The 24,704-nt window shown below is 75.9% G+C and carries 3 protein-coding genes; all 3 read left to right on the top strand.

What is annotated here, in order from left to right; all coding sequences use genetic code 11:
- On the top strand, positions 1–700 hold a 700-nt coding region (locus KBX06_RS26625; protein WP_247686740.1), incomplete at its 5' end, for a phosphopantetheine-binding protein.
- Positions 701–918: 218 nt separating this feature from the next.
- A complete protein-coding gene (locus tag KBX06_RS26620) occupies positions 919–1,779 on the top strand; it encodes a metallophosphoesterase (protein ID WP_210839735.1) in 861 nt (286 codons plus the stop codon).
- 310 nt (positions 1,780–2,089) lie between these two features.
- Positions 2,090–24,700: a type I polyketide synthase gene (locus KBX06_RS26615; protein ID WP_374225680.1), complete on the top strand. Its 22,611-nt coding sequence runs from the start codon at positions 2,090–2,092 to the stop codon at positions 24,698–24,700.
- Positions 24,701–24,704: the final 4 nt, after the last annotated feature.

Here is a 24,704-nt window from a genome sequence, read left to right as displayed (position 1 = left end):
GGTGGCGGCGTTGCAGCGGGCGTTGGATGGTGGTGAGGCGCAGGTGGTGGTGGCGGATGTGCGGTGGGATCGGTTCGTGCCGTCGTTCACGGCGTTGCGTCCGTCCCGTCTGTTCACCGAGATCCCCTCAGCGGAGCCCGGGCAGGGCGAGGAGACGCCGAGCCGCGAGGACCGGGGCGCGGCGACGGCGCTGCGCGAGCGGCTGACCGCCGCCTCCGGGGCGGAGCGCGACCGCATCCTGCTCGATCTGGTCCGCGGCACCGCCGCGGCGGTGCTGGGCCACGCCACGCCCAGCAAGATCAGGCCCGGCCGCGGCTTCCTCGAACTGGGCTTCGACTCGCTCACCGCCGTCGAGCTGCGCAACCGGCTGACCGCCGAGACGGGCATCGGGCTGCCCGCCACCCTCGTCTTCGACCACCCCACCCCGAACGCGCTCGCCGGCCACCTGCGGGCCGAGCTGGCGCCCGAGCAGCCGGCGTTGCCGATCGTGGCGGAGATCGAGCGTCTCGACCAGCTCCTCGGCGGCCTGCCCGGCGACCAGGTCGACGACGCGGTCATCGGCCGGCTGGAGGACCTGGTGGCCAGGTGGCGGGGACGACCCGCCGCCACCGCACCGGCGCCGGCCGCCGGGGAGGAGTTGGAGTCGGCGAGCAGGGAGGAGCTGTTCGACATCATCCAGCGCGAGTTCGGCAAGTCCTGACCGGGCGGCGGAATCCCCTGACGGTGCGGGAAACCGTGACCTGACCGACGTCGGTCAGGTCACGCTCGCCTAGGGGTCCCGTCGGCCCGTCTAGGGGTGTGCCTGTGTGGACCCGGCTCCGTAGGGTCGGAGCCCGTCAGGCCGTCTCGCCATGCCCATCGGCGGCGAACGGTGCGGATGTGGGTGCGTGCGGTACCCCGGATGGACGGGAGGTCCGCATGGCCGGATCCGGCCTGCCTCAGTTGCTCGCCATCAGTGACCTGCACGTGGTCCACGCGGAGAACAAGGCCATCGTCGAGCGGCTACGGCCGGAACGCGACGGCGACTGGCTCATCGTCGCCGGCGACGTCGGCGAGTTCGTCGGCGACGTCGAGTGGGCGCTGGGGCTGCTCAGCCGGCGGTTCGCCAAGGTGATCTGGGCCCCCGGCAACCACGAGCTGTGGACCCCCCGCGAGGACCCGATCCAGCTGCGCGGGGACGCGCGCTACCAGCATCTGGTGCGCCTGTGCCGCGGTCTCGGGGTGGTCACGCCGGAGGACCCGTACCCCGTCTGGGACCCGCAGGGCGACGACCCGGTCCTGATCGCGCCGCTGTTCCTGCTCTACGACTACAGCTTCCGGCCGGCCGGGACGTACACGAAGGAGCAGGCCCTGGCGCGGGCGCACGAGGTCGGCGTGGTCTGCACCGACGAGATCCTGCTGCACCCCGACCCGTACCCGACGCGGGACGCCTGGTGCCGGGCGCGGCTGGCCCTCACCGAGCGCCGCCTCACCGCGGAACGCAACGGGCTGCCCACCGTCCTGGTCAACCACTTCCCGCTCGTACGCGAACCCACCCGGATCCTGCGGTACCCGGAGTTCGCCCAGTGGTGCGGCACCGAGGCCACGGCGGACTGGCACGTCCGCTTCGACGCCCGCGTCGCCGTCTACGGCCACCTGCACATCCCGCGCACCACCTGGTACGACGGGGTCCGGTTCGAGGAGGTCTCGGTGGGCTACCCACGGGAGTGGCGTCGCCGCTCGACGCCTCCGGGGCGGTTGCGCCGCATCCTGCCGGCGGTCGCCGGACAGCCCGCCTGAGCGGCCGCCGCGATGCTGGTCACCGCTTCGTCCGGGACCCGCCGCGACGGCCCTCGGGGGCCGGCCGATCAGGGGTTCTCTAGGGGTTGGGCGCGTGATGGGCGCTCAGTAGCGTCCAGTCACGGTGGCGGGCATGTGTCGGCGGGACGGCCCGGCGTGGCGGGCGCCTGAGCAGGCACGACAACCGGAATCAGGAACAGGTGTCGGGACCGTGGGCCGAACGGCCACGTCTCCACCCACCTGTGCACGAAGCCGGTCCGTCGGCGGTGGTGTGGTCAACGAATCGGCAGATTCCGATCGATAGCAAGCTCTGGGCGGGTGGGTCATGGCGGACGAAGACAAGCTCCTCGAACACCTGAAGTGGGTGACCTCCGAGCTCCGCCTGGCGCGCCGGCGCCTGACCGAGCTGGAGAACGAGGACGCCGAGCCGATCGCGATCGTCGGCATGGCCTGCCGGTTCCCCGGCGGGGTCGCCTCACCGGAGGATCTCTGGGACCTGGTCGCGGGCGGGGTGGACGCCACCGGCACGTTCCCCGACGACCGGGGCTGGGACCTCGACGGGCTCTACGACCCCGACCCCGACCACCCCGGCACGACGTACAGCAACCGGGGCGGCTTCCTGCGCGACGCCGGCCTGTTCGACCCGACCCTGTTCGGCATCTCGCCGCGCGAGGCGCTGGCCATGGACCCGCAGCAGCGGCTCCTGCTCGAGGTGACCTGGGAGGTCTTCGAGCGCGCCGGCATCGACGCCACGTCGGTGCGGGGCAGCCGTACCGGGGTGTTCGTCGGCACCGCCGGGCAGGACTACACGTCCGTGCTGCGGCAACTGCCCGCGGGCACAGAGGGCTACGTCCTCACCGGCACCGCCGCGAGCGTCATGTCCGGCCGGCTGGCGTACTCCTTCGGGCTGGAGGGGCCGGCCGTCACGATCGACACCGCCTGCTCCTCGTCGCTGGTCGCCCTGCACCTCGCCGGGCAGGCCCTGCGCGACGGCGAGTGCTCCCTCGCCGTGGCCGGCGGCGTCACCGTGCTGGCGACGCCCGGCGCGTTCGTCGAGTTCTCCCGCCAGCGGGGGCTCGCCTCCGACGGCCGGTGCAAGGCCTTCTCCGCCGACGCCGACGGGACCGGCTGGTCCGAGGGCGTCGCCATGCTGCTCGTCGAGAAGCTCTCCGACGCCCGGCGCAACGGCCACCCGGTCCTGGCCGTGATCCGGGGCAGCGCCGTGAACCAGGACGGCGCCAGCAGCGGCCTGACCGCCCCCAACGGTCCCTCGCAGCAGCGGGTCATCCGGCAGGCGCTGGAGAACGCCCGGCTCGATCCGTCCGACGTGGACGCCGTCGAGGCGCACGGCACGGGCACCCGGCTCGGCGACCCGATCGAGGCGCAGGCGCTGCTGGCCACGTACGGGCAGGGACGCTCCGCCGACCGGCCGCTGTGGCTGGGGTCGCTGAAGTCGAACATCGGTCACCCGCAGGCCGCCGCCGGCGCCGGCGGCGTCATCAAGATGGTGATGGCGATGCGGCACGGCGTGCTGCCGCCCACCCTGCACGTGGCCCAGCCGTCCCCGCACATCGACTGGTCGACCGGCGCCGTGTCCCTGCTGGACGAGGCGCGCCCGTGGGCGGGCGGCGAGCACGTCCGCCGGGCCGGCGTGTCGTCGTTCGGCATGAGCGGCACGAACGCCCACCTGATCCTGGAGCAGGCGCCGACCGCCGATCCGGCCGTTGACGAGGTCGTCCCGTCCCGCCGCCCCGCCGTCGCGCCGGTGCTGCTCTCCGCCGCTCAGCCGGCCGTGCTGGCCGCGCAGGCCGACCGGTGGGCCCGCTGGCTGGGCGACGACGAGGAGCCGCGCCCGCTCGACGTGGCCTGGTCCTCGGTGGTGTCCCGGTCGACGCTCGACCGGCGCGCGGTGGTGCTCGCCGAGGACCGGGCGGGCCTGCTGGCGGGCCTGGCGACCCTGGCGGCGGGAGAGTCGTCGGGCACGGTGGTCATGGGCCAGGCCGGTGACCGGGGCCCGCTGGCGGTGCTCTTCTCCGGCCAGGGCGCGCAGCGCGCCGGCATGGGCCGGGAGCTGTACGGCGAGTTCCCCGTCTTCGCCGCCGCCCTCGACGAGGCCTGCGGGCACCTGGACCGGGTGCTGCCGCGCCCGCTCAGGGAGGTGCTGTTCGCGCCCGAGGGCTCCACCGAGGCGCAGCTGCTGGACCAGACCGTGTTCACCCAGGCCGGCCTGTTCGCGGTCGAGGTGGCGCTGTTCCGGCTGGTGGAGTCGTTCGGCGTCGCGCCCGACTTCGTGGGCGGGCACTCGGTCGGCGAGATCGCCGCGGCGCACGTGGCCGGGGTGCTGTCCCTCCAGGACGCCTGCCTGCTGGTGGCGGCGCGGGGCCGGCTGATGCAGGCGCTGCCGGCCGGCGGGGGCATGCTCGCCGTGGCCGCCGACGAGGCGGCGGTGGCGGAGTCGATCGCCGGGCTGACCGACCGGGTGGGCGTCGCGGCGGTGAACGGCCCGGCCTCCGTCGTCGTCTCCGGCGCCGTCGAGGCCCTCGACGAGGTCGAGCGGGTCTGGCGGGACCGGGGCGTGCGCACCCGCCGGCTGACGGTGAGCCACGCGTTCCACAGCCCGCTGATGGAGCCGGTACTGGAGCGCTTCCGCGGCATCGTCGAGCGGCTGGCCTTCGCCGCGCCCGCGCTGCCGGTCGTGTCGAACCTGACCGGGGCGCTCGCCGACCCCGACGAGATCCGCACCCCCGAGTACTGGGTGCGGCACGTCCGCGAGGCCGTACGGCACGCCGACGGGCTCGCCGCCCTGCGCGACGCCGGTGTCGACACGTTCCTGGAGATCGGCCCGCAGAGCGTACTGACCGCGATGGTGGCCGACGTCCTGCCCGACGACGACGTGCTGGCCGTCGCCGCCCAGCGTCGGGACCGGCCGGAGGCGCAGGCGCTGCTGGCGGCGCTGGCCGAGCTGCACGTGCACGGGGTGCCGGTCACCTGGCGGGAGTGGTTCGCCGGCACCGGTGCGCGCCGCGTGGACCTGCCGACGTACGCCTTCCAGCGGGAGCGGTTCTGGCCCGAGGCGCTGCCGTGGCGGGTCGGCGACGTGTCGGGTGCCGGTCTCGGCGTGGCGGGGCACCCGCTGCTCGGCGCGGCGGTGCGCCTCGCCGGCGACGACGAGGTCGTGCTGACCGGCCGGCTGTCGGTGTCGACGCACCCGTGGCTGGCCGACCACGTGGTCGGCGGCGCCGTGGTGGTGCCGGGCACCGCGCTGGTGGAGCTGGCGGTGCGCGCCGGCGACGAGGTGGGCGCGTCGCGGGTGCGGGAGCTGACCGTGGCGGCGCCGCTGGTGCTGCCCGAGTCCGGTGCGGTACGCGTGCAGGTGCGCGTCGGCGCGGCCGACGACTCGGCCGCCCGCTCGGTGTCCGTGTACTCGCAGCAGGAGGAGGACGACGACGACACCGAGTGGCTGCGGCACGCCGAGGGCCTGCTCGAGCCGGTGTCGGCCGACGAGCCGGGCGTCGGCGCGTGGCCGCCGCCGGGCGCCGACGAGGTGGACCTGACCGGGTGGTACCCGGCGTTGGCGGAGCACGGCCTGTCGTACGGGCCGGTGTTCCAGGGCGTGCGGCGTGCCTGGACGGCCGGCGACGAGGCGTACGCCGAGGTGGCGTTGCCGGACGGCGCGGCCGGTGAGGCGAGCGCGTTCGGGGTGCACCCGGCGCTGCTGGACGCCGCGTTGCACCCGGTGGCCCTGCTGCTGGCGGCGGAGCCGGTGGGCGGGCCCCGCGTGCCGTTCGCGTTCGAGGGCGTGCAGGTGCACGCCTCGGGAGCCAGGACGCTGCGGGTACGGCTGACCCGCGACGGCTCCGGGGTGCGGCTGGTGGCCTGCGACGGCTCGGGCGCGCCGGTGGTGTCGGTGGACTCCCTGGTGCTGCGGGAGATGACCCCGACGTCGAGCCGCGCCGCCGCCCGGTCGCTGTACGAGGTGACCTGGCAGGTCGAGCAGATCGACGGCGTCGACGACCTCCCGGGGTGGGCGGCGCTGGGCCGGCCGGCCACGGAAGCGCTGTCGCAGCTGCCGGTCTTCGCGGACGTGGCGGCGCTGGCGGCGGGCGGGGCCACGGCCCGGCGGGTGCTGCTGACGGTGCCGGCCGCCGATTCCGGCGCCACCGTGCCGCAGGCCGTACGGGTGGTCACCGGCTCCGTGCTGGACGTGCTGCGCTCCTGGCTCGCCGCCGAGCCGCTGGCGGACACGAGGCTCGTGGTGGTGACCCGTGGCGCGGTGGCCGCCGCGGACGACGACCAGGTCACCGACCTGGCGGCCGCCGCGGTCTGGGGCCTGCTGCGCTCGGCGCAGTCGGAGCACCCGGGGCGGATCGTCCTCGCCGACGTCGACGGCGAGCTGACCCCCGCGATCCTGGCCGTGCTGGCCGGGGCGGCGGTCGACCCGTCGGCCTCCGGCGGACAGCTCGCGGTGCGGGGCGAGCGGACCCTCGTGCCGAGGCTGGCACGGCCGGTCGGCGACGAGTTGACCCCGCCGCCCGGACCGTGGCACCTCGCCCCCGTCACTCCCGGCACCCTGGACGGGATCGGGCCGGTCCGGGCCACGCCCGGGGAGCTGGACGCGGGCCAGGTGCGCATCGCCGTGCGCGCGGCCGGGGTCAACTTCCGGGACGTGCTGATCGGCCTGGGGATGTACCCGGACCCGGCGGCCGTGATGGGCAGCGAGGGTGCCGGCGTCGTGGTCGAGGTCGGCCCCGGCGTGACCGACCTGGCGCCCGGCGACCGGGTGATGGGCATGTTCGAGCTCGGCTTCGGCCCGCAGGCGGTCGCCCACCGGGAGCGCATCGCGAAGATGCCCGCCGGCTGGTCCTTCACCCAGGCGGCGTCCGTCCCCCTGGTCTTCCTGACCGCGTACTACGCGCTGCGGGACCTGGCCGGTCTGCGGGCCGGCGAGTCGGTGCTCATCCACAACGGCGCCGGTGGCGTCGGCATGGCCGCCATCCAGCTCGCCCACCACCTCGGCGCCACCGTCCACGCGACGGCCAGCACCGGCAAGTGGGGTGTGCTGCGCGGCCTGGGGGTGGCCGAGGAGCGGATCGCGTCGTCGCGTACCACCGAGTTCGAGCAGGTCTTCGGCGCGGCCACCGACGGCGCCGGGGTGGACGTGGTGCTCGACGCCCTGGCCGGCGAGTTCGTCGACGCGTCGCTGCGGCTGCTGCCGCGCGGCGGCCGGTTCGTGGAGATGGGCAAGGCCGACGTACGCGACGCGGAGGAGGTCGCCGCCCGGCACCCGGGCGTCACCTACCGGGCGTTCGACCTGAACGAGGCGGGCAGCACCCGGATCGGCGAGATGCTCGCCGAGATCCTCGCCCTCTTCGCGGCCGGCGCGCTGCGTCCGCTGCCGGTACGGGCCTGGGACGTGCGCCAGGCCCGGCAGGCCCTGCGGCACGTCAGTCAGGCCCGGCACATCGGCAAGGTGGTGCTGCGCGTCCCCGCGCCCGTGGACCCCGAGGGCACCGTGCTGGTCACCGGCGCGGCCGGAACCCTGGCCGGCGTGCTCGCGCGGCACCTGGTCGCCACCGGCCAGGCCCGGCGTCTGCTGCTGGCCTCCCGTCGCGCACCCGGCCGTGACGGCGACGACGGCTACGCCACCCTGGTCCGGGAACTCGCCGACGCGGGCGCCGACGTCACCGCCGTTGCCGTCGACGTCAGCGACCCCGCGCAGGTCGGTGAGCTGATCGCCGGGATCGACCCGGCGCACCCGCTGACGGCGGTGGTGCACACCGCCGGGGTGATCGCCGACGCGACCATCGGCTCGCTCGACGAGTCCGCCCTGCGTACGGTGCTGGCGCCGAAGGTGGACGCCGGCTGGGCGCTGCACGAGGCCACCCGGCACCTGGACCTGTCCGCGTTCGTGCTGTTCTCCTCGGTGGCGGCCACCCTCGGCTCCCCGGGACAGGGCAACTACGCCGCCGCCAACGCCTTCCTCGACGCCCTCGCCCAGCACCGGCGGCAGCAGGGGCTGCCCGCCACCAGCGTGGCCTGGGGCATGTGGGCCACCGCCAGCGCGATGACCGCCCACCTCGACGGCGACGACCAGCAGCGGCTGCGGCGCGTCGGGATGAGCCTGCTCTCCCCGGCCGAGGGCACCGAACTCTTCGACGCCGCCCTGCCGGCGGTGCAACCGGTCGTCGTCGCGGCCCGACTCCAGGTCACCGGCGAGGCGAGCCACGTACCGCCGCTGATGCGGCACCTGCTGCGCGGCGGCGGCCGGCGCCGCACCGCCACCGACCAGCCGACCGTCGGAGCGTCGTGGCGGGACCGGCTCGACGGCCTGTCCGAGGCGGACGCCCGCCAGGCGTTGGTCGACCTGGTCCGCGGCCAGGCCGCGACGGTGCTGGGGCACGCGTCGGCGCAGGCGGTCCCCGCCACCCAGGCCTTCAAGGACCTGGGCTTCGACTCGCTGACCTCGGTGGAGCTGCGCAACCGGCTGGGCGCCGCCACCGGGCTGCGGATGTCCGCCACGCTGGCCTTCGACCACCCCACCCCGGCCCGCCTGGCCGAGCACCTGTTCGCGCAGCTCGGCCGGTCCACCGGCGCCGGCCCCACGGTCCGTACGGTCGTCACCGCCGACGCCGACGAGCCGATCGCCATCATCGGCATGGCCTGCCGCTACCCCGGCGGCGTCGCCACCCCTGAGCAGCTGTGGCAGCTCGTCACCTCCGGTTCCGACGCGATCGGCGGCTTCCCCGCCGACCGTGGCTGGGACCTCGACCGGCTGTACGGCGCCGACGGCGACCAGGCCGGCGGCACCGTCACCGACCAGGGCGGCTTCCTCTACGACGCGGCCGACTTCGACGCCGGCTTCTTCAACATCAGCCCCCGCGAGGCCCTCGCCATGGACCCGCAGCAGCGACTGCTGCTGGAGACCGCCTGGGAGAGCTTCGAGTACGCCCGCATCGACCCCACCGCCCTCGGCGGCACCGCCACCGGTGTCTTCATCGGCGCTGCCTCCTCCGGCTACGCCACCAGCGGGCGCGACGACCTGGACGGCCTCGAGGGGCACCTGCTCACCGGAACCGCGGGCAGCGTCGCCTCCGGGCGGGTCGCCTACATGTTCGGCCTCGAAGGCCCGGCGGTCACCGTCGACACCGCCTGCTCCTCGTCGCTGGTGGCGTTGCACCTCGCCGCCCAGGCGCTGCGCGGCGGCGAGTGCGACATGGCCCTGGCCGGCGGGGTGGCGCTGATGGCGCAGCCCGGCATGTTCTCCGAGTTCTCCCGGCAGGGCGGGCTGGCCCCGGACGGGCGGTGCAAGGCGTTCGCCGCCGGCGCCGACGGCACCGGCTGGTCCGAGGGCGTGGGCATGCTGCTCGTGGAGCGGCTCTCCGACGCCCGACGCAACGGGCACCGGGTGCTCGCCGTGCTGCGGGGCTCCGCGGTGAACCAGGACGGCGCGTCCAACGGGCTGACCGCCCCGAACGGCCCCTCGCAACAGCGGGTGATCCGGCAGGCCCTGGAGAACGCCCGGCTGAGCCCGGCCGACGTGGACGCCGTCGAGGCGCACGGCACCGGCACCGTCCTCGGCGACCCGATCGAGGCGCAGGCGGTGCTGGCCACCTACGGGCAGGACCGCGACGGCGGGGAGCCGCTCTGGCTCGGCTCCATCAAGTCGAACATCGGTCACTCGCAGGCGGCGGCGGGTGTGGCCGGCGTGATCAAGATGGTGCTGGCGATGCGGCACGGCGTGCTGCCGCCGACCCTGCACGTGGACGAGCCGTCGCCCCACGTCGAATGGAGCGCCGGCGCGGTCGCCCTGCTCACCGAGGCGCGGCCGTGGCCGGCGGTGCGGCGGCCGCGCCGGGCGGCGGTGTCGTCGTTCGGCATCAGCGGCACCAACGCGCACACCATCATCGAGCAGGCTCCCGACGAGCCGGCTCCGGCGACGGCCCCGCCGGCGGAGCACGTCCCCGGCCTGGTCGGCCCCGCCGCCGTACCGCTGCTGGTGTCCGGCCGCAGCCCCCGCGCGCTCGGGGCGCAGGCCGCCCGGACCGGCGAACGGCTCGCCGGCGACACCGACCTCGACCTGCGCGACCTCGGGTACTCGCTGGCCGCCCAGCGGGCGCACCACCCGTACCGCGCGGTCGTCGTGGCCGCCGACCGGGACGACGCGGTCACCCGCCTGGCCGCCCTCTCCTCCGCCGACAGCTCACCGGCCGGCGTGGACACCGCGTCGAAGGTCGTCTTCGTCTTCCCCGGCCAGGGCTCCCAGTGGACGGGGATGGCGCTGGACCTGCTGGAGACCTCGCCGGTCTTCCGGCAGCGGATGGGGGAGTGCGCCGAGGAGCTGTCCCGGCTGGTGGACTGGTCCCTCACCGACGTGCTCCGGCAGGCGCCCGGCGCGCCGCCCCTGGGCCGGGTGGACGTGGTCCAGCCCGTGCTCTTCTCCGTCATGGTGTCCCTCGCCCAGCTCTGGCGCTCGTGCGGCGTCGAACCGGCCGCCGTCGTCGGGCACTCGCAGGGCGAGCTCGCGGCGGCCTGCGTCGCCGGCGCGCTGTCCCTGGCCGACGCGGCGCGGCTCGTCGTGGCGCGCAGCCGCGGCCTGCTGGCGATCGCCGGCCGGGGCGGCATGGTCTCCGTCCCGCTCCCGGCCGCCGACACCGAGCAGCTGATCGCGCCGTGGCGGGGGAGCCTCTCCGTCGGCGCCCTCAACGGCGCCGCCGTGACCGTGGTCGCCGGCGACTCGGCGTCGGTCGACGAACTGCTCGCACACTGCGCCGAGCGCGACATCCGTGCCCGGCGGGTCGCCGTCGACTTCGCCGCGCACAGCGGCCACGTCGACGCGATCCGCGACGAGGTGGCCGCCGGGTTCGGCACGGTGGACGCGCGCTCCACCACGCTGGCCTTCCACTCCACCGTCACCGGCGAGCTGATCGACACCGCCGAGCTCGACGCCGACTACTGGTACCGCAACCTGCGCGAACCCGTCCGGCTCGCGCCGGTCGTGGACGCGCTGATCGACCAGGGCTACCGAACCTTCGTCGAGGTCAGTCCGCACCCCGTGCTCAAGGTGGCCGTCCAGGACGCGCTCGACCGGGCCGCCGGCACCGGCGTGGTGGTGGGCTCGCTGCGCCGCGACGAGAACGGGCCGCGGCAGATGCTGGCCAACCTCGGCGACCTGCACGTCGCCGGCGGGTCCGTCGACTGGGCGAGCGTGTTCGCCGGCTGCGGCGCCAACCCGGTCGACCTGCCCACGTACGCCTTCCAGCGGGACCGGTTCTGGCCGGCGCTCGACCGCTCCGCGACCGGCGACGTGTCGGGTGCGGGGCTGGGCGCGGCCGGACACGGCCTGCTCGGCGCGGCGGTACGCCTCGCCGGCGACGACGAGGTCGTGCTGACCGGCCGGCTGTCGGCGTCGACGCACCCCTGGCTGGCGGACCACGCGGTCGGCGGCACGCTGGTGCTGCCGGGCACCGCCCTGGTCGAACTCGCGGTGCGGGCCGGCGACGAGGTCGGCGCCTCCCGGGTGCGGGAACTGACCGTGGCCGCGCCGCTGGTGCTGCCGAACTCGGGCGCGGTCCGCGTGCAGGTGCGCGTCGGCGCGGCCGACGACTCCGGCACCCGCACCGTGGCGGTGCACTCGCAGCCCGACGGCGACCCGGACGCCGCGTGGCTGCGGCACGCCGACGGCCTGCTGGAACAGGCCGCCGACGAACCGGCCGTCGGTCCCTGGCCGCCCACCGGGGCCACCGAGGTGGACCTCGCCGGCTGGTACCCGGCGCTGGCGGAGCGCGGCCTGACCTACGGGCCGGCGTTCCGGGGCCTGCGGCGGCTGTGGACCGCCGGCGACGAGGCGTACGCCGAGGTCGCCCTGCCGGACGAGGCGGCCGCCGACGCCGCCGCCTTCGCCGTGCACCCCGCACTGCTGGACGCCGCGCTGCACCCCGTCGGGCTGCTGCTCAACGAGCGGTCCGGCGGACCGCGCGTGCCCTTCGCGTTCGAGGGCGTGCAGGTGCACGCGTCCGGCGCCACGGCGCTGCGGGTGCGGCTGACCCGGTCGGGCTCGCGCGTGCGGCTGGTGGCCGGCGACGAGTCCGGCGCCCCGGTGGTGTCCGTCGAGTCGCTCGCCCTGCGGGAGATGACCGACGCCACCGGTACGGAGGCCGCGGAGCGGTCGCTGTTCGAGGTGACGTGGCAGGCCGAGCAGGTCACCCCGGCAGGCGACGTCTCCGGCTGGGTGCTGCTCGGCGACGGGGACGCGCCGGCGGGCCTGGCGACGCCGGTGTTCCCGACCGTCGACGAACTCACCGCGGCGATCTCGGCCGGGTCGGTCGAGGCGCCCCGCGCGCTGCTTCTCCCCGTGCCCGCCGGCCTGCCGGACGGCGACCTGCCCGAGCTGGTCCGTACGGCCACCGCCCGGGTCCTGGACGTGGTGCGGTCCTGGCTGGACAGCGCCGCCCTGGCCGACACGACGCTGGTGGTGCTGACCCGCGGGGCCGTGGCCGCCACTGCGGCCGACGCGGTGCGGGACCTGCCCGGCGCGGCGGTCTGGGGCCTGCTGCGCTCCGCGCAGTCCGAGCACCCGGGGCGGATCGTCCTCGCCGACGTCGACGGCGAACTCACCCAGGCCACCCTCGCCGTGCTGGCCGCCGTGGCCGAGGACCCGTCGACCACCGGCGGCCAGGTGGCCGTACGCGGCGACGACGTGCGCACCCCCCGCCTGGGCCGGCCCGCCGGCCCGGCCGCCGAGGAACTCGTCCCGCCGGCCGGGCTGTGGCAGGTCGGCGCGGTGAGCCCCGGAACCCTGGACGGCGTCGGCATGGTGCCCGCCACCGCCGTCGCCCTGGACGCCGGTCAGGTGCGCATCGCCGTGCGCGCGGCCGGGGTCAACTTCCGGGACGTGCTGATCGGCCTGGGGATGTACCCGGACCCGGCGGCCGTGATGGGCAGCGAGGGTGCCGGCGTGGTGCTCGAGGTCGGCCCCGGCGTGACCGACCTGGCGCCCGGCGACCGGGTGCTCGGCATGTTCGAGCCCGCCTTCGCCCCCGAGGTGATCGCCACCCGCGACCTCGTCGCGAAGATCCCCGCCGGCTGGTCCTTCGCGCAGGCCGCGTCCGTGCCGGTGGTCTTCCTGACCGCGTACTACGCGCTGCGGGACCTGGCCGGTCTGCGGGCCGGCGAGTCGGTGCTCATCCACAACGGCGCCGGTGGCGTCGGCATGGCTGCCATCCAGCTCGCCCGGCACTGGGGCGCGACGGTGTACGCCACCGCCAGCACCGGCAAGTGGGGCGTGCTGCGCGGCCTGGGGGTGGCCGAGGAGCGGATCGCGTCGTCGCGTACCACCGAGTTCGAGCAGTCCTTCGGCGCGGCCACCGACGGCGCCGGAATGGACGTGGTGCTCGACGCCCTGGCCGGCGAGTTCGTCGACGCGTCGCTGCGGCTGCTGCCGCGCGGCGGCCGGTTCGTGGAGATGGGCAAGGCCGACCTGCGCGACCCGCAGGAGGTCGCCGCCCGGCACCCGGGCGTCACCTACCGCGCGTTCGACCTCAACGAGGCCGGCCACCGGCGCATCGGCGAGATGCTCACCGAGATCCTCGCGCTCTTCGCGCAGGGAGCGCTGCGCCCGCTGCCCGTACGGGCCTGGGACGTGCGTCAGGCCCGGCAGGCCCTGCGGTACATCAGTCAGGCCCGGCACATCGGCAAGGTCGTCCTGCGGGTGCCCGCGCCCGCCGACCCGGACGGCACCGTGCTGATCACCGGCGCCGGCGGCGCCCTCGCCGGCGTGTTCGCCCGCCACCTCGTCACCACCGGCCAGGCCCGGCACCTGCTGCTGGCCTCCCGGCGCGGCCCGGAGCAGTACCGCGACCTGGTCGAGGAGCTGACCCGCGCGGGCGCCCGGGTCACCGTCGGCACCGCCGACGTGGCCGACCCCGCACAGGTGACCCGGCTGCTGGACCTGGTGGAGCCGGCGCACCCGCTGACCGCGGTGGTGCACACCGCCGGGGTGATCGCCGACGCGACCATCGGCTCGCTCGACGCGCCGGCCCTGCACGCCGTGCTGACGCCGAAGGTGGACGCCGGCTGGGCGCTGCACGAGGCCACCCGGCACCTGGACCTGTCCGCGTTCGTGCTGTTCTCCTCGGTGGCGGCCACCCTCGGCTCCCCGGGGCAGGCCAACTACGCGGCGGCCAACGCCTTCCTCGACGCCCTCGCCCGGCACCGCCGCGAGCAGGGCCTGCCCGCCACCAGTCTCGCCTGGGGACTCTGGGCCACCAGCAGCGCCATGACCGCCCACCTGGGCGGCACCGAGCACCGCAAGGCGATCCGCGCCACCAGCGCCCCGCTGACCGACCAGCAGGGCGTGGCGCTGTACGAGCTGGCGCGGCAGCGCGGCACCGCGCACCTCGTCCTCATGAACCTGCCGCCGGCAGCGGCGCGGCCGACCGGCCAGACCGTACCCAGCCTGCTGCGTGACGTGGTCCGGGCCGGCGGCCCGGCCCGGCGCGCGGTGGGTCGCGGCCCGGCGGACACCGCGTCCGTGCGGGACCGGCTGGCGTCGCTCAGCTCGGCGGAACGGCGCGGGCACCTGCTCGACCTGGTGGCCAGCAGCGTGGCGGCCGTGCTCGGGCACCGCTCGGCGGACAGCGTCGACGCCCAGCGCGCCTTCAAGGAGCTGGGCTTCGACTCGCTCACCTCGGTGGAGCTGCGCAACCGGCTCTCCACCGCGACCGGGCTGCGGCTGCCCGCGACCGTGGCGTTCGACTACCCGACCCCGGTGGTGCTCGCCGAGTTCCTCGACCGGGAACTCGGCGGCGCGGCGGCCGTGGACCGGCCCGCCGCGGTCGGCACCGCCGCCGCCCTCGACGAGCCGATCGCCATCATCGGCATGGCCTGCCGCTTCCCCGGCGACGTGCAGACCCCCGAGCAGCTCTGGGACGTGGTCACCGCCGGCACCGACGTCATCTCGCCCTTCCCCACCGACCGGGGCTGGAACCTGGACGACCTGCGCGTCGCCGGCGAGGACGGCGGCGCCGTGCCGCGCCAGGGCGGCTTCCTGCACGACGCCGCCCAGTTCGACGCCGCGTTCTTCGGGATCTCCCCACGGGAGGCCCTCGCGATGGACCCGCAGCAGCGGCTGCTGCTGGAGACGTCCTGGGAGGCCTTCGAACGCGCCGGGATCGACCCCCACTCGGCGCGGGGCAGCAGCACCGGCGTCTACGTCGGGCTCATCTACCACGACTACGCCTCCCAGGCCGCCGGCACCACCGACGAACTGGACGGCCACGTCGGCAACGGCAGCGCCGGCAGCGTCGCCTCGGGCCGGATCTCGTACCTGTTCGGCCTGGAGGGGCCCGCCGTCACCGTCGACACCGCCTGCTCGTCGTCGCTGGTGGCGTTGCACCTGGCCACCCAGGCGCTGCGGCAGGACGAGTGCCGGCTCGCCCTCGCCGGCGGGGTGAGCGTCATGTCCACCCCCGGCATGCTCACCGAGTTCTCCCGCCAGCGCGGCCTGTCGGCCGACGGGCGGTGCAAGGCGTTCGGCGCGGGCGCCGACGGCACCGGCTTCGCCGAGGGCATCGGCATGCTCCTGCTGGAGCGCCTCTCCGACGCGCAGCGCAACGGCCACCGCGTCCTCGCCGTCGTACGGGGCAGCGCCGTGAACCAGGACGGCGCCAGCAGCGGCCTGACCGCGCCGAACGGCCCCGCTCAGCAGCGGGTCATCCGGCAGGCGCTCGCCAACGCCCGGCTCGCCACGACCGACGTGGACGCCGTCGAGGCGCACGGCACCGGCACCGCCCTCGGCGACCCGATCGAGGCGCAGGCGCTGCTGGCCACGTACGGGCAGGGCCGGCCGCAGGACCGGCCGCTGTGGCTGGGGTCGATCAAGTCGAACATCGGCCACGCCCAGGCGGCGGCCGGCGTCGCCGGCGTGATCAAGATGGTGCTGGCGATGCGGCACGGCATGCTGCCGCCGACCCTGCACGCCGAGAAGCCGTCCCCGCACATCGACTGGACGGCCGGATCGGTCGCCCTGCTCACCGAGGCACGGCCGTGGCCGGCCACCGACCGGCCCCGCCGCGCGGCGGTGTCGTCGTTCGGCATCAGCGGCACCAACGCGCACACCATCATCGAACAGGCCCCGGAGTCCGCCCCGGCGCAGCCCGCACCGCCCACCACGGGCGTCCCGGGTGACCTCGTCGCCTGCGTCCTCTCGGCCCGCGACGACGCCGCGCTGCGCGCGCAGGCACACCGGCTGCGGATCCTGGTGGACGGCGAGCCGGACCTGGCCGTCGCCGACGTCGGCCGGGCGCTCGCCACCGGCCGGACCGCCTTCGAACACCGCGCGGTGCTGCTGCCCGGCGACCGCGCCGGACTGCTCGCCGCCCTCGGCGCGCTGGCCGACGACGAGCCCTCGGCCGCCGTCGTGCGGGGGGTCGCCCGCAGCGGGCGCACCGCCGTGCTCTTCTCCGGTCAGGGCGCGCAGCGCGCCGGCATGGGTCGCGAGTTGTACGCGTCCTTCCCGGTGTTCGCCGCCGCCCTGGACGAGGTGTGCGGGCACCTGGATCTGCTGCTGCCGCGCCCGCTGCGCGGGGTGCTGTTCGCCGGGGCGGGCACGGCCGAGGCGGAGCTGCTGGACCAGACGGTGTTCACCCAGGCCGGGTTGTTCGCGGTCGAGGTGGCGCTGTTCCGGCTGGTGGAGTCGCTCGGGGTGGTGCCGGACCTGGTGGCCGGGCACTCCATCGGCGAGGTGGCCGCCGCCCACGTCGCCGGCCTGTTCAGCCTCGCCGACGCGTGCGCGCTGGTCGCGGCGCGTGGCCGGCTGATGCAGGCGCTGCCGGCCGGCGGCGGCATGCTGGCCGTGGCCGCCGACGAGGCCGCGGTGGCGGAGTCGCTCGCGGGCCTGACCGACCGGGTCGGCGTCGCGGCGGTGAACGCCCCGGCGGCCGTGGTGGTCTCCGGGGACGTCGAGGCGCTCGACGGGCTGGAGCTGACCTGGCGGGAGCGGGGTGTGCGTACCCGCCGGTTGACCGTCAGCCACGCGTTCCACAGCCCGCTGATGGAGCCGATGCTGGCCGAGTTCCGGCAGGTGCTCGACGGGCTGACGTTCCACTGGCCCGTCCTGCCGATCGTGTCCAACCTGACCGGTCAGGTCGCCGACGCCGACGAGATCGGCACGCCCGACTACTGGGTCCGGCACGTGCGGGAGACGGTCCGGTTCGCCGACGGGGTCGCGAGCCTGCGCGAGCGCAACGTCCGTACGTTCCTAGAGCTGGGCCCCGACGCGGTGCTCGCCGGCATGGTGGGCGCCTGCCTGCCGGACGACGGCACCGCACCGTCGGCGGCGGTCGTGGCGACCCTGCGCCCCGGCCGGCCCGAAGCGGCGTCCCTGGTCCACGCGCTGGCGGAGCTGTACGCGCACGGCGTGCCGGTCACCTGGACCGCCCTCCTGCCGGGCGCGACCCGCCCCGTCGACCTGCCGACGTACCCGTTCCAGCGGCAGCGCTTCTGGCCGGCCGTGGGCCGGCTGCGCGCCGGCGACGTCAGCGGCGCCGGTCTCGGCGTGGCGGAGCACGGGCTGCTCGGCGCGGCGGTTGACCTGGCCGGCGACGACGAGATCGTGCTGACCGGCCGGATCTCCCTGACCACGCACCCCTGGCTGGCCGACCACGTGGTCTCGGGCGTCACGCTGGTGCCGGGCACGGCGCTGGTGGAGCTGGCCGTACGCGCCGGCGACGAGGCGGACCTGCCCCGGCTGCGCGACCTGACGGTGCTGGTGCCGCTGGTGCTTCCCGAGTCCGGCGCCGTACGGATCCAGGTGCGGGTGTCCGCGTCGGATTCGCCGCAGCGCCCCGTCGCCGTCTACTCGCGCCCCGACGACGACCCCGAGGCGGGCTGGACCCGGCACGCGGAGGGCGTGCTCGAACCGGCGACGGCCGACGAGCCGCGGACCGCGGCCTGGCCGCCTCCCGGCGCGACCGAGGTGGACCTGGCGGGCTGGTACCCGGCGCTGCTCGAGCACGGCCTGGCCTACGGCCCGGCGTTCCAGGGGCTGCGTCGGGTGTGGACCACCGAGGACGGCGTGTACGCCGAGGTGGTCCTGCCGGACGAGGCGGCGACGGAGGCGGCTCGCTTCGGCGTGCACCCGGCGCTGCTGGACGCCGCCCTGCACCCGATCGGGCTGCTGCCCGGCACGGAGGAGTCGGGTGGGCCGCGGGTGCCGTTCGCGTTCGAGGGCGTGCAGGTGCACGCCTCGGGCGCGGGGCTGCTGCGGGTGCGGTTGACCCGCAACGGTTCCGGGGTGCGGCTGACCGCCTCCGACGAGGCGGGCGCCCCGGTGGTGTCGGTGGACTCCCTCGTCCTGCGGGAGCTGACCGGCGTGGCCGCCGCGAGCGCGGCGTCGCGCTCCCTGTTCGAGGTGCTCTGGCAGGCCGAGGAGGCCGACCCGGTCGACGACGCGTCGGGCTGGGCGGTGCTGGGCGGGCCGGCCCTGCCGGGCGTCCCCGGCGGTCCCTCCGCCGAGACGATCAGGCAGCTGCGGGCCGCGATCGACGCCGGCATCGCGCCGCCGCGTCTGCTGCTGTTCACGCCGGCCGCGTCGAACGCCGACGACGCCGACCCGGCGCAGGCCGTGGGCACGGTGACCTCCGACGTGCTGGGCCTGGTGCAGGCGTGGCTGGCCGCCGACGAGCTGACGGACTCGAAGCTCGTGGTGGTGACCCGGGGCGCGGTGGCCGTCCGCGACGAGGACCGGGTGACCGACCTGGCCGCTGCGGCCGTGTGGGGCCTGCTGCGCTCCGCGCAGTCCGAGCACCCCGGCCGCATCGTCCTGGCCGACGTCGACGGCGCGATGAACCCCGGCGTGCTGGGCATCCTGGCCCGGTTCGCCGCGGACCCGGCCGGCGGGCAGCTGGCCGTCCGTTCCGGTGCGGTGTTCGTGCCGCGTCTGGTACGTGCGGTCGCCCCGGCGGCGGCGGAGTCGCCGGTCGTGGGTGACGGTGCGGTGCTGGTGACCGGTGGTACGGGCGCGCTCGGGGCGCTGGTCGCGGAGCATCTGGTGTCGGTGCACGGGGTGCGGTCGTTGGTGCTGGTGTCGCGACGTGGTCCGGAGGCCGCGGGTGCCGGCGAGCTGTCGGAGCGGCTGACGGCGCTTGGCGCCGCCGTGCGGATCGTGGCGTGCGACGTGACGGACCGGGATCAGGTGTCCGCGCTGGTTGCCGAGGTCGCTGCCGGGGGTCGTCTTGCGGGTGTGGTGCACACGGCCGGTGTCCTGGACGACGGGGTGATCGAGCGGGTCACCGACGAGCGTCTGGCGGGGGTGTTGGCGCCGAAGGTGTCGGCGGGTTGGTTGTTGCACGAGGCGACGGCGGGTCTGGACCTGGATCTGTTCGTGGTGTTCTCGTCGGTGGCGGGGGTGTTGGGTTCGCCGGGTCAGTCGGCGTACGCGGCGGGTAACGCGTTCCTGGACGGGTTGGCGGTGTGGCGGCGGCAGCTCGGGTTGCCGGCGGTGAGTCTGGCGTGGGGGATGTGGGACACCGCCGGTATGGCCGCCTCGATCGGCGGCAACGACCGGGCCCGCACGACACGCGCCGGCCTCCGGGCGATGAACGCCCGCACCGGGCTGGAGCTGTTCGACGCCGCGCTGGGGGCGCAGCGGGCGGTGCTGGTGCCGGCCGCGATCGACGTACCCGCGCTGCGGGCAGCCGCCTCCGGCGCGGTCGTACCGCCGATGCTGCGCAACCTGGTCGACGTCGCGACGACCCGCCGCCGGGCCGGGCAGGGCACCGGCGGCTGGGCCGACCGGCTCGCCGGCCTCAGCGCCGAGGACGGCCTCGCGCAGGTCGACCAGCTCATCCGGGGCCTGGTCGCGCAGGTGCTCGGCCACGGCGGCGCCGAGGCGGTGCCGGCGGACCGGGCGTTCAAGGACCTGGGCTTCGACTCGCTGACCGCCGTCGAGCTGCGCAACCGGGTGAACGGCGCGACCGGCCTGCGCCTCACCTCGACCCTGGTGTTCGACTACCCGTCCCCGCAGGTCCTGGCCGCCCACGTGTACGCGGAACTCGCCGGCACCCGGACCGGTGCCGTCGCCGCCGACGAGGCGACAGTCGGCGACGCCGACGAGGCGATCGCGATCGTCGGCATGGCCTGCCGCTACCCGGGCGGGGTGGAGTCTCCCGACGAGCTGTGGAGGCTGGTCAGCACCGGCGGGGAGGGCATCGGGGAGTTCCCGGCCGACCGCGGCTGGGACCTGGAGTCGCTGTACGACCCGGATCCCGACCACGGCGGCACCTCGTACACCCGGCACGGTGGCTTCCTGTACGGGGCGGCGGAGTTCGACTCCGGCTTCTTCGGCATCTCGCCCCGCGAGGCCCTCGCCATGGACCCGCAGCACCGCCTGCTGCTGGAGGCGTCGTGGGAGACGTTCGAGTCGGCGGGCCTGGACCCGGCGGGCCTGCGGGGCAGCCGGACCGGCGTGTTCGCGGGCGTCATCTACCACGACTACGCGACGCGGCTGATGGAGACGCCCGACGTCGAGGGCTACATCGGCACCGGCAACTCGGGCAGCGTGCTCTCGGGCCGGGTGGCGTACACGTTCGGCCTGGAGGGCCCGGCGGTCACCGTCGACACGGCGTGTTCGTCCAGCCTGGTGGCGCTGCACCTGGCGGTGCAGGCGCTGCGCAGCGGTGAGTGCGACCTCGCGCTGGCCGGTGGCGTGACCGTGATGGCGACGCCGGGCACGTTCGTGGAGTTCTCCCGGCAGCGTGGTCTGTCGCCCGACGGCCGGTGCCGGTCGTTCGCGGCGTCGGCCGACGGCACCGGCTGGTCCGAGGGCGTCGGCGTGCTGCTGGTGCAGCGCCTCTCCGACGCGCGCCGCGAGGGCCGCCGCATCCTGGCCGTGGTACGCGGCACCGCCGTCAACCAGGACGGCGCGTCGAACGGGCTGACGGCGCCGAACGGCCCTTCGCAGCAGCGGGTGATCCGCCAGGCGCTCGCGTCGGCGCGACTCTCCACCGTCGACGTCGACGTGGTGGAGGCGCACGGCACGGGCACCACGCTGGGCGACCCGATCGAGGCGCAGGCCGTGCTGGCCACCTACGGGCAGGACCGGCAGGGCCGGGAGCCGCTGTGGCTGGGCTCCATCAAGTCGAACATCGGGCACGCGCAGGCCGCCGCCGGCGTCGCCGGCGTGATCAAGATGATCATGGCGATGCGGCACGGCATCGTCCCGCCGACCCTGCACGTCGACGAGCCGTCGCCGCACATCGACTGGGCCTCCGGGGCGGTGGCCCTCGCGACCGAGCCCACCCCGTGGCCGCAGGCGGACCGGCCGCGCCGGGCGGCGGTGTCGTCGTTCGGCATCTCCGGCACCAACGCGCACGTGATCATCGAGCAGCCGCCGGTCGAGGCGATCGAGGGTGAGATCGTCGCCCGCGACGTGCCGCCGGTCGTACCGGTGCTGCTCTCTGCCCGCGACGACGCCGCGCTGGCCGCCCAGGCGGGTCGGTGGGTGAGCTGGTTGTCGGCGGACGGGCAGCGGCGTCCGGTGGACGTGGCGTTCTCGTCGGTGGTGTCCCGCTCGGCGTTGGAGCACCGGGCGGTCGTGTCCGGTGCGAGCCGCGACGAGCTGCTGGCGGGTCTGGCGGCGGTGGCGGCGGGCGAGCCCTCCGGCGCTGTCGTGACCGGCGCCACCGCCGCGCGCGGCCAGGTCGCCCTGCTCTTCTCGGGTCAGGGTGCGCAGCGTGCGGGGATGGGTCGGGAGTTGTCGGCCCAGTTCCCGGTGTTCGCCGCCGCGTTGGACGAGGTGTGTGCGCACCTGGACGCGTTGTTGCCGCGTCCGTTGCGGGAGGTGCTGTTCGCGGAGGCGGGCACGGCCGAGGCGGGGTTGCTGGATCAGACCGTGTTCACGCAGGCCGGGTTGTTCGCGGTCGAGGTGGCGTTGTTCCGTCTGGTGGAGTCGTTCGGGATCGTGCCGGATCTGCTGGCCGGTCACTCGATCGGTGAGGTGACGGCCGCGCACGTCGCCGGGGTGCTGTCCCTGCCGGACGCGTGTGCGCTGGTGGCGGCGCGGGGTCGGCTGATGCAGGCGCTGCCGGCCGGTGGCGGGATGTTGGCGGTGGCGGCGGGCGAGGCTGCGGTGGCGGAGTCGATCGCGGGACTGACCGACCGGGTGGGTGTCGCGGCCGTCAACGGGCCCGCCGCCGTGGTCGTGTCGGGTGCCGTCGACGCCCTGGACGAGGTGGAGCGGCTTTGGCGGGAGCGGGGTGTGCGGACGCGCCGGCTCACGGTGAGTCACGCGTTCCACAGTCCGTTGATGGAGCCGATGCTCGACGAGTTCCGGGCGGTCCTGTCCGGGTTGACGTTCGCGGCGCCGTTGCTGCCGGTCGTGTCGAACGTGACCGGTGCGCTGGCGGACGCCGACGAGATCCGCACCCCGGAGTACTGGGTGCGGCACGTGCGGGAGGCGGTGCGGTACGCCGACGGGGTCACCGCCCTGCGCGAGGCGGGGGTGGACACGTTCCTGGAGGTGGGCCCGCAGAGTGTGTTGACCGCGATGGCGGCCGACGTGCTGCCCGCCGACGACGCCGTGTTGGCGGTGGCGGTGCAGCGCCGGGACCGGCCGGAGGCGCAGGCGTTGTTGCACGCCCTGGCCGAGCTGCACGTGCACGGCGTGCCGGTGACGTGGCGGCAGTGGTTCACCGACACCGGCGCCCGCCGGGTCGACCTGCCCACATACGCCTTCCACCGGGAGCGGTACTGGCCCGAGCCGGCGATCCGGCCACGACAGACGGCGACCCACCGCGGCGACGCCGACTTCTGGACCGCCGTCGAGCGTGGCGACCTGGCCGCCCTCGCCGCGCAGTTCGGCGACGACGGCGCCACCCTGGACGCCCTCACCCCCGCCCTGCCGGTCCTGTCGACCTGGCACCGGGCACGCACGCAGCGGGCGGTCGTGGACGGGTGGTCGTACCGGGTCGGGTGGAAGCGGACCGACATCACCGCCGACCCCGCGCGGCCCGGCGTGTGGCTGCTCGTGACGGCGGAGGACGACCTGGCGGACGGCACCCGGGCGGAGGCGGCCACCAAGGCTCTCGCCGAGGTCGGCGCCGACGTGGTCCGGCTCACCGTCGAGCCGGTCGGCGTCGACCGGGCGGACCTCGCCCGACGGCTGGCCGACGCGCTGGCCGACGGGCCCGTCACCGGCGTGCTCTCCCTGCTCGGCCTGCGCGACCAGCCGCACCCCGCCCACCCGGCCGTGCCGGTCGGCACGGCCGCCACGCTGCTGCTGCTCCAGGCCCTGCACGACACCGGGGCGACGACCCGGCTGTGGTGCCTGACCCAGGGCGCGGTCAGCACCGGCGACGGGGACCCGGTGCACGGCGTCGCCCAGAGCGGGCTCTGGGGCCTGGGACTCGTGGCGAGCCTCGAACACCCCCAGTTGTGGGGTGGACTGGTGGACCTGCCCGAGCAGGCCGGCGCGACGGCGTGGGACCGGCTGGCGCGGGTGGTGACGGGCGCCGGCGACGAGGACCAGCTGGCCGTACGCCCCTCCGGCGTGTTCGTCCGTCGCCTGGTCCGTCCGGCGCCCGCCGCCCCCGACACGGCGCAGCGGTGGCGCCCGTCCGGCACGGTGCTGGTCACCGGCGGCACCGGCGCGCTGGGCGCCCACGTGGCCCGCTGGGCGGCGGCCAACGGCGCCGCGCACGTCGTGCTGACCAGCCGTCGGGGCGAGCGGGCCCCGGGGGCGGTGGAACTGCGCGAGGAACTGACCGGGCAGGGCGTCCGGGCGTCGGTCGTCGCCTGTGACGTGGCCGACCGCGACCAGGTGGCGGCACTGCTGGCCCGGCTGGACGAGGACCCCGCGCCGTTGACGGCCGTGGTCCACGCGGCGGGCGCCGGCGAGTCCGGCCTGATCGCCGACACCGACCTGGCCGCGTTCGCCGGCGTGCTCGACGGCAAGGTCGCCGGCGCGCTGCACCTGGACGCCCTGCTCGGCGACCGGCCGCTGGACGCGTTCGTGCTGTTCTCCTCCATCGCCGGGGTGTGGGGCAGCGGCGGACAGTCCGCCTACGCGGCGGGCAACGCCTTCCTCGACGCGCTGGCCGAGCACCGTCGCGGACGGGGCCTGGCGGCGACGTCCGTGGCCTGGGGGCCGTGGGCCGACGGCGGCATGGCCACCGGCGAGGCCCAGCAGGCGCTGGCCCGGCGCGGCCTGACCGCGATGGCACCGGCCGACGCCGTGCACGCCATGCGGTACGCCGTGGGCCTGCCCCGGGCGGCGCTGACCGTGGTCGACGTCGACTGGGCGGTCTTCGCCCCGGCGTACGCCTCGGCCCGCCCCCGACCGCTGCTCGACGACATCGCCGAGGTCCGGGAGGCGCTGCACGCCCACGCCGGGGAGCAGCAGCCGGGCGGGGTCGCCGACGCCCTGCGGGAGCACCTGCTCGCCCTGCCCCGCCCCGAGCGGGTCCGGCACCTGGTCGACCTGGTCCGCACCCACGCCTCCGCCGTGCTGGGTCACGCGGGCACGGACCGGGTCAAGCCCCAGCGGGCCTTCAAGGAGCTCGGGTTCGACTCGTTGACGGCGGTCGAGCTGCGCAACCGGCTGACCGGGGCCACCGGCCTGTCGCTGCCCGCGACCCTCGTCTTCGACTACCCGAACCCGGCCGTGCTCGCCGAGAACCTGCTCGACGGCCTGGTGCCCGAGACGGGGCCGGCGGACGACGGCGACCCGGCGGAGGCGGCCGTCCGGCAGGCGCTCGCGACGATCCCGCTGGCCCGCATCCGCGAGGCCGGACTGCTGGACCTGCTGCTCAACCTCACCGACGCCGACGGTGGCGGCGGTGACGAGTCCACCGACGAGGCCCTGGACCTCGACGAGCTCGACACCGACACCCTCGTCAGGCTGGCGCTTGACGGAACCGATTCCTGACCGT

It is taken from the genome of Micromonospora sp. C31 (genome assembly GCF_018070575.1).
Taxonomy (GTDB): Bacteria; Actinomycetota; Actinomycetes; order Mycobacteriales; family Micromonosporaceae; genus Micromonospora.
The sequence above is the reverse complement of the archived record's forward strand: the minus strand, read 5'-3'. Positions and strand labels throughout refer to the sequence as shown.

Excerpts from the sequence above, each read along its gene's own strand:
- KBX06_RS26620 (WP_210839735.1), top strand. The coding sequence starts at position 919 with ATGGCCGGATCCGGCCTGCCTCAGTTGCTCGCCATCAGTGACCTGCAC.